The sequence below is a fragment of the Nonomuraea sp. NPDC002799 genome (genome assembly GCF_053592075.1).
The window spans coordinates 1-2,228 of the sequence record NZ_JBSFVA010000124.1 but is presented as its reverse complement, the minus strand read 5'-3'; the positions used below and the strand labels follow the sequence as shown (position 1 = coordinate 2,228).

At 67.1% G+C, this 2,228-nt stretch carries 1 protein-coding gene; it reads right to left on the bottom strand.

Going from position 1 to position 2,228, the window contains the following annotated elements:
• Positions 1–2,208: polyketide synthase dehydratase domain-containing protein (locus tag ACWD0F_RS51965; RefSeq protein ID WP_449890551.1), on the bottom strand; the 2,208-nt coding region annotated here is incomplete at its 3' end.
• Positions 2,209–2,228: the final 20 nt, after the last annotated feature.

The following is a 2,228-nucleotide window of genomic DNA, read 5'->3' as shown; positions in this document are numbered from 1 at the left end:
GAGGGGGTGTTGGGTGGGGATGGTGGCGAGGAGGTCTGCGAGTTGTTGGGGGTCGGCGATGTCGGCGGCGGTGATGGTGATGGTGGCGCCGAGGTTGGTGAGTTCGCGGGCGAGTTCGGGGGCGCCGGGGGCGTTGGGGCCTTGTCGGCTGGTGAGGAGCAGGTGCTGGACGCCGTAGGTGGTGACGAGGTGGCGGGCCAGGAGAGCGCCGAGCGTGCCGGTACCGCCGGTGACCAGCACGGTTCCGTTCGTGTCCAGCGTCACGGGGGAAGTGGATTTCTCCGGGGCCGGCGCGAGTCTGGGGACAAGGACCTGGCCGTCGCGGATCGCCAGTTGCGGTTCGCCTGCGGGCAACGCCGTGGGGACGCTCTCGCTGCCATCGATGTCTATGAGAACGAATTGGCCCGGATGCTCGTTCTGAGCTGACCGGACCAGTCCCCAGATGGCTGCCTGAGTGAGCGTGACGTCTTCGACCGGACCGGTCGCGATGGCGTTGCGCGTGACGATCACGAGTCTGTCGGTGCCGCTGTGCTCTGCGGACAACCAGTTCTGCAACTCGGCCAGTAGACGCTGGGTTTCGGCATGTGCGTCGCGCGCAACAGGTCCGTCGTCCCGAACTTCGCTCTGGATGACGTGCCGGCCCGTCTGCTCGGTGCCCTCCGATGCCGCGACCCACTGCATCTGGAACAGCGAATGACTGCTCGGACCAGAGGACGGGATGTTGAGCGGCCGGGTCGTCAGCGACCCGATGGTGATCACGGGGCCGCCGTTCTCATCGACGCCGGTCAGCGTCGCGATGTGCGAGCCGGTACGGGAGATCCGGACCCGCAACGTTGTCGCGCCGATCCCGTGCAGCCGCACGTCGGCCCACGAGAACGGCAACTCCACCGCACCCGGGTCGTCCGCCGCCAGGACTGCGATGTGCATGGCGGCGTCGAGCAACGCGGGGTGGATGGCGTGGCCCACCGCCTGCTTGGCGTCCGCGAGCTGGACCTCGGCGTACAAATCGTCTTGGTTACGCCAGGCCGCCTTGAGGGCTTGGAACGTGGGTCCGTAGTCGTAACCATGCTCGGCCAACCGGTCGTAGGCGTCGGTGACGTCAACGGGTTCGGCATCGGCCGGTGGCCAGTTGTCCATCTCCGGCAGTGGAACGAGGTGCGCCGATGGGCGGAGCCCGCCGGTGGCGTGGCGTGTCCAGGGCAGGTCCTCAGCGTTGTGCCGGCGTGACTTGATGGTCAGAGTCCGCTGCCCATCGTCGTCAGGTGCGTCCACGGTCAGTCTGATCTGCAGGGACGCGTCAGCCGGGAGAACGAGAGGCGCTTCCAGCGTGAGCTCCTCGACGAGATCACAGTCCGCGAGGTCGGCCGCGTGCAAAGCCATGTCGAGGAACGCGGTTCCGGCGAGCAGTGTGGAACCGGCGACAGTGTGGTCGGCCAACCAGGCATGACTGTTGACCGAGATTCGCCCGCTCAGCAGCAGCGCTTCGTCGTCGAGGTCGATGAGCGCGGTGAGTAGTGGGTGTTGGCTTGGGGTGAGTCCGGTTGAGGTGATGTCGGTGTGGGGGTTGGGGTGCAGCCAGTAGGTCTGGCGTTGGAAGGGGTAGGTGGGCAGGGGAATCGAGCGGCCGGTGTGGATGGTGTTCCAGTCGACTGTGACGCCGTGGTTGTGGGCTTGGGCGAGGGCGTTGATCAGGTGGGTGTGCTGGTCGTGGGTGGCGCGTTGGAGGGGGATGGCTGTGCCCTGGGTGATGTGGGGGGTGAGGGCGGGGTCGGGTCCGAGTTCGAGGTGGGTGGTGACGCCGTGCTGGTGGAGGGTGTGTGCGGTGTCGGCGAAGCGGACGGTGTCGCGGAGTTGGCGGACCCAGTGCTCGGCGGTGAAGGTCTGGATGGGTTGTCCGGTGCGGGTGGAGATGATCGGGATGGTTGGTGGCGCGTAGGTGAGGGTGTTGATGGCGGTGTGGAAGGGCTGGAGGATCGGGTCCATGTGCGCGGAGTGGAAGGCGTGACTGACGGTGAGTTGGCGGGTGCGCACGCCGTGTGCCGCGAAATGTTCGGCGATGGCCAGGACGTCGTGGGTGTCGCCGGAGATGACCACGGATGTGGTGGTGTTGACGGCGGCGAGGGCGACGGTCGGGCTGAGGTGGGGTTGTATCTGGTCTTCGGTGGTGTTGATGGCGAGCATGGCGCCGCCGGGGGGCAGGGTTTGCATGAGGTGGGCGCGTGCGGTGA